Origin of the sequence: Streptomyces sp. SID14478, from assembly GCF_010548525.1 — a bacterium.
Taxonomy (GTDB): Bacteria; Actinomycetota; Actinomycetes; order Streptomycetales; family Streptomycetaceae; genus Streptomyces.
This window is the reverse complement of the sequence record NZ_JAAGMG010000604.1, coordinates 1-5,024: the sequence shown is the minus strand read 5'-3', so window position 1 is coordinate 5,024 and position 5,024 is coordinate 1. Positions and strand designations below refer to the sequence as shown.

The 5,024-nt window shown below is 71.9% G+C and carries 5 protein-coding genes; 1 reads left to right on the top strand and 4 read right to left on the bottom strand.

Annotation, left to right across the window (positions count from 1 at the left end; translation table 11 throughout):
* The 4 genes from G3I40_RS20000 to G3I40_RS19985 form a co-directional block, all read right to left on the bottom strand.
* On the bottom strand, positions 1-625 hold a 625-nt coding region (locus tag G3I40_RS20000), incomplete at its 3' end, for a DUF5336 domain-containing protein (RefSeq protein ID WP_164303509.1).
* 128 nt (positions 626-753) lie between these two features.
* Entirely contained in the window at positions 754-1,779 is a 1,026-nt protein-coding gene (locus tag G3I40_RS19995) for an N-acetylmuramoyl-L-alanine amidase (protein ID WP_164303508.1), read from the bottom strand.
* A 21-nt stretch (positions 1,780-1,800) separates the two neighbouring features.
* Positions 1,801-2,460 (bottom strand): class I SAM-dependent methyltransferase, encoded by a 660-nt coding sequence (locus tag G3I40_RS19990; RefSeq protein ID WP_203644433.1) that lies wholly within the window; start codon positions 2,458-2,460, stop codon positions 1,801-1,803.
* A gap of 259 nt (positions 2,461-2,719) precedes the next feature.
* Positions 2,720-4,459 (bottom strand): MFS transporter, encoded by a 1,740-nt coding sequence (locus tag G3I40_RS19985; RefSeq protein WP_164303507.1) that lies wholly within the window; start codon positions 4,457-4,459, stop codon positions 2,720-2,722.
* 291 nt (positions 4,460-4,750) lie between these two features.
* Here G3I40_RS19985 and G3I40_RS19980 point away from each other — a divergent pair.
* On the top strand, positions 4,751-5,024 hold a 274-nt coding region (locus G3I40_RS19980), incomplete at its 3' end, for an acyl-CoA dehydrogenase family protein (RefSeq protein ID WP_164303506.1).

The following is a 5,024-nucleotide window of genomic DNA, read 5'->3' as shown; positions in this document are numbered from 1 at the left end:
CGTAGGGCTGGCCGGGGCCGGGCTGGCCGGGCTGACCCGGACCGGGCTGACCGGGCTGACCGGGCTGCGCACCGTAGGGCTGACCGGGGCCGGGCTGCTGGGCGCCCGGGTAGCCGTAACCACCCTGCGGCTGACCGCCGTACGGCTGCGGCTGCTGCGGGCGCGGGGCACCGACGAGGGCGGCCTTGAGGGCCGGGACCAGGGGGGTGGCGATCGCGGCGGCGGCCATGACCAGGGTGGCGATCAGGGCGAGGATGAGGCCGATGCCGACGTCGATGCTGCTGTCCCCAGTGCCCAGGTTGTCGACGCCGCTGAACGGGTCGAAGATGTTGCCGAGGGCGGCCCAGGCGGCGAACACGGTGGCCGCGATGCCGAACTGGCCGAGGTCGAGACCGGCGACCTTGCGCGGCTGCGGCAGACCTCGTGCCACCACGATGAGCACGGCTCCGATGATCCCCGCGAGTACGACGCTCATCAGGATCGGGCCGCTTTCCCATGCGTTCGGGAAGTCGACGCTGTCCGGAGCGTCGTCGGCCGAGTAGATTCCGAGGAACGAGGCGATCAACAGCAACACCGCTGCTCCGATCACCACGCCGTCGCCTCGAGTGAGGGAGCGGATATTCACGTCAGGTCCTTCGTCAGTCGTCTCGTCATCGGAGGAGGCGGCGCCATGCGCGGGGGTGGCCCCTCATCGTACGAGGGACACTATCGTCCGCGACTGACAGGTGTCTGCCGAGATCCACAGGGTGACAGTTACCCGCGCAGGAAACTCACGATTCCCTCAGAGATGCCCTGCGCCGCCTTCTGCCGCCACGTGCCGGAGGTGAGCCGGGTCACGTCCTGGGAGTCCCTCATGTTGCCGCACTCGATGAAGACCTTCGGCACGGTCGACAGATTGAGTCCGCCCAGGTCGGAGCGGGTGTCGAGGCCGGTGCCGCCGCCGATGTAGTTCGACGGGGGCTGGCCCGTGGCCTGCAGGAACTTGCCCGCGATGCGCTCGCCGAGGTCGCGCGAGGAGGAGACGATCGGGCGGGTGTCCGCGCCGCCCGCGTGCACGGATGCGGGAAGGATCACATGGAAGCCGCGGTTGCCGACGGCGGATCCGTCCGCGTGCACGGAGACGACGGCGTCGGCCTTCGCCTTGTTGCCGATACGGGCGCGTTCGTCGACGCAGGGACCCCAGGAACGGTCGCCGTTCTGCGTCAACTGCACGGTGGCGCCCTGCTGTTGGAGGAGCGCACGCAGGCGGCGCGACACGTCCAGCGTGAACTGGGCTTCGGTGTAACCGGCGTTGGTGGACGTGCCGGTGGTGTCGCACTCCTTGCGGGCGTTGCCGACGTTCACGCTCCGATTGATATCGGACGTGTGCGAGAAGTTACCCGGATTGTGACCCGGGTCGATGACGACGACCTTGCCCTTGAGCGGTCCCGAGCCGCCGCCGGCCGGTGCGGTGGGCTTCTTCGCACTCGCGGAAGGGGGCTTCGCGGGCGAGGAGGACGACTTCGAGGGCGACGCGCTCGGCTCCTTGGCGTCCGACGGGGTGCCCGCCGAGGACGTCGACGACTGGCCCGGCGCCGGGAGCACCTTCGGCGGCTCGCTCTCCCCGGGGCCGCTCACCACCGTCCACACCAGCCACGCCGCGAGCGCCGTCGGCACGAGCGCGGCGAGGGCGACGAGCGCCGGGCGCCCGCCGAACCGACGCCCGCCGCGGCCGCGGCCCGGGTCGTCGTCGCGGTAGAAGTCATCAAAGTCATCCGGTTCCGGACCTACGTACGACACGGTCCGACCTTAACCGCGCCCTCAGATCCCCGCTCCGGTTCGCCGCAGGACGCGCAGCGAGTCGCACTCCGCGACCTCGGTGAACGCGCCGGACGCGAGTGCCCGCCGGTACACGCGGTACGGGGCCTGCCCGGTCCACTCGTCGTGCTTGACGGGGAACACGTCGTGGATGAGGAGCAGGCCGCCGTCCGCGACGTGCGGCGCCCAGCCCTCGTAGTCGGCGGTGGCGTGCTCGTCGGTGTGGCCGCCGTCGATGAAGACGAGCCCGAGGGCGCCGCCCCACACCTTCGCCACCTGAGGGGACTTCCCGACGAGCGCCACCACGTGCTCCTCCAGGCCGGCCGCGTGCAGGGTGCGGCGGAAGGTGGGCAGCGTGTCCATGATCCCGAGAGCCGGGTCGACGGTCTCCGGGTCGTGGAAGTCCCAGCCCGGCTGCTGCTCCTCGCTGCCCCGGTGGTGGTCGACGGTGAGCGCGGTGACGCCGGCGGCACGGGCGGCGTCGGCGAGCAGGATCGTGGAGCGCCCGCAGTACGTGCCGACCTCCAGCAGCGGCAGACCGAGCGCCGCCGCCTCGACGGCGGCGGCGTACAGCGCGAGTCCTTCGCCGAGCGGCATGAAGCCCTTCGCCTTCTCGAAGGCGGCGAGGACGTCGGCGTGCGGGCTGCGGCGCGTGGTGGTCATGCCGGTCATGCTGCCGTACGCCGACGGGCCCTCGCTCAGCAGCCCTGCCACAGACGGGTCATGACGCGGACGCCGAACCGCAGGCCGTCCAGCGGTACGCGCTCGTCCACGCCGTGGAAGAGGCGCCCGTAGCGGCTCGCCCAGCACCGCGGCGGGCAGTGACGGGGCCCGCGGAAAGTGACGGGGACACACGACGACGCGCCGCGCACGAGGCGCGGCGCGTCGTCCACAGGGCTGCCCGCAGCCCCCGGTACCCCCGTCAGACCCGTTCGGCGACCGCCTTGAGCGCCAGGTCCACGTCCACCCCGTGGCTCTCGCCGTGGTGCGTGGCGGCGGTGGCGTGCGGGGCGTGCCCGGGGGCCGTCGCCGCGAGGACGTAGGAGCCGCCGGACGGCACGTCGAGGGCGTAGCGGCCCTCGCCGTCGGTCAGCGCCGCGCCGGCCTGGCGGCCGCGGCGGTCGATCAGAGTGACCTTCGCGTGGGAGACGGGCAGGCCCGCCGGGTCCAGGACCTGGCCGCGGAAGTGCGCGAGGGCCTCCTCGGCACGCTCCAGGTTGGCGTCCTCCTCGCTGGAGGCACGCAGCTGCACCTCCTGCTGGGCGACCGCCGCGCGGCGCCCCGGCAGGAACAGGGCGAGCAGGACGCCCACCGCGACGGCGGCCGTGGCGATCAGGAACGAGACGCGGAAGCCGTGCATCGTCGGGATCGCGGCGCCGCCCACGTGGTCGGCCGTGTTGGCCAGGACCATGCCGATGACCGCGGACGAGACCGACGTGCCGATGGAGCGCATCAGGGTGTTGAGGCCGTTGGCCGCGCCCGTCTCGGACCGGTCGACCGCGCCGATGATGAGGGCGGGCAGCGACGAGTACGCGAGACCGATGCCGGCGCCCACGACCACCGCGATGACGATCGTCTGCCAGGCGGCGCTCATCAGGCCGAGCCCGGCGCCGTAGCCGATCGCGATGATCAGCATGCCGAGGATCAGCGTGACCTTCGGGCCGAACCGCGCCGACAGGCGGGCGTAGACGGGGGCCGTGAACATCATGGTCAGGCCGAGCGGCGCGACGCACAGACCGGCGACGACCATCGACTGGCCGAGGCCGTAGCCGGTGGCGGACGGCAGCTGCAGCAGCTGGGGCAGGACGAGCGAGATCGCGTAGAACGCGACACCGACCATGATCGAGGCGAGGTTGGTGAGCAGGACCTCGCGGCGGGCCGTGGTGCGCAGGTCGACCAGCGGCGCCTTCAGGCGCAGCTCCATCACGCCCCAGCCGAGGAGCACGACGAGCGCGGCGGCGAACAGGCCGAGCGTGGTGCCGCTGCTCCAGCCCCAGTCGCTGCCCTTCGTGATCGGCAGGAGGAAGAGGACCAGACCGAGGGAGAGACCGAGGGCGCCCGCGATGTCGAAGGTGCCCTTCGCGCGCAGCGGGCTCTCCGGGACGAAGGTCAGGGTCAGGGCCATGGAGACGACGCCGAGGGCGGCCGCGCCGAAGAACAGCATGTGCCAGTCGGCGTGCTGGGCGACCAGCGCGGCGAGCGGCAGCGCGAGGCCGCCGCCGACGCCGATGGAGGAGGACATCAGGGCCATGGCCGAGCCGAGCTTCTCGGGCGGCAGCATGTCGCGCATCAGGCCGATGCCGAGCGGGATCGCGCCCATCGCGAAGCCCTGCAGGGCGCGGCCCGCGATCATCACGAGCAGGTTGTCCGTGAAGCCGCAGATCAGCGAGCCCACGACCATGATCGCGAGGCTGGTGAGCAGCATCCGGCGCTTGCCCGCGAGGTCGCCGAGGCGGCCCATGATCGGGGTGGACACGGCGCCGGCGAGCAGGGTCGCGGTCATGACCCAGGTGGCGTTGGAGGGGGCGGTGCTGAGCAGCTCGGGCAGGTCCTTGATGACCGGGACGAGCAGGGTCTGCATGACCGCGACGACGATGCCGGAGAAAGCGAGAACGGGGACGACACCGCCGGTTCGGCGCGTGGTGGTCGTCGGTATGGACATTGCGGAGGGCCTCCGGAAGGCAGGGTTCGGGGGTCGCGCGTACAGCATCGTGCGGGCGGGTTGTGTGTAGCTCGAACCTGTTACCTGGGGCGACTATTCCGACGGACGTCGTACGAAGGGAAACCTTGACCTTTTCATTACATGGGACGGGTGCGCACGCATGGCACGGAAGGGGTGCGCACTCCTTGCAGAGGAGGGGCGCGCGGCCCGGGCGGACCGGTCCACGGCCTATCTGACTCGGTGTCAGATTCGGTCTTCCGCTCTACTGGAACGTGTTCTACCGTGCGCCGCATGGGCATCGCCATCACGCAGGAACAGCGGGAACTCGCGGACGCGGTGCGCGGCTGGATCGCGCGCGCCGTGCCGCCCGACGAGGTGCGCAAGCTTCTGGACGCCCCGGCCGCACCCGGCCACCGCCCGCCCTTCTGGGACGCTCTCGCCGGGCAGGGCCTGCTCGGCGTGCACCTGCCCGAGGAGTACGGCGGCGGGGGCGGGACCCTGCTGGACCTCGCGGTGGTCGTCGAGGAGGCGGGCCGCGCGGCGCTGCCCGGCCCGTACGTCGCCA

Bases quoted from the DNA above. Each gene is read 5' to 3' on its own strand.
- G3I40_RS19990 (WP_203644433.1), bottom strand. From the start codon at position 2,460: ATGACCACCACGCGCCGCAGCCCGCACGCCGACGTCCTCGCCGCCTTC.
- G3I40_RS19985 (WP_164303507.1), bottom strand. From the start codon at position 4,459: ATGTCCATACCGACGACCACCACGCGCCGAACCGGCGGTGTCGTCCCC.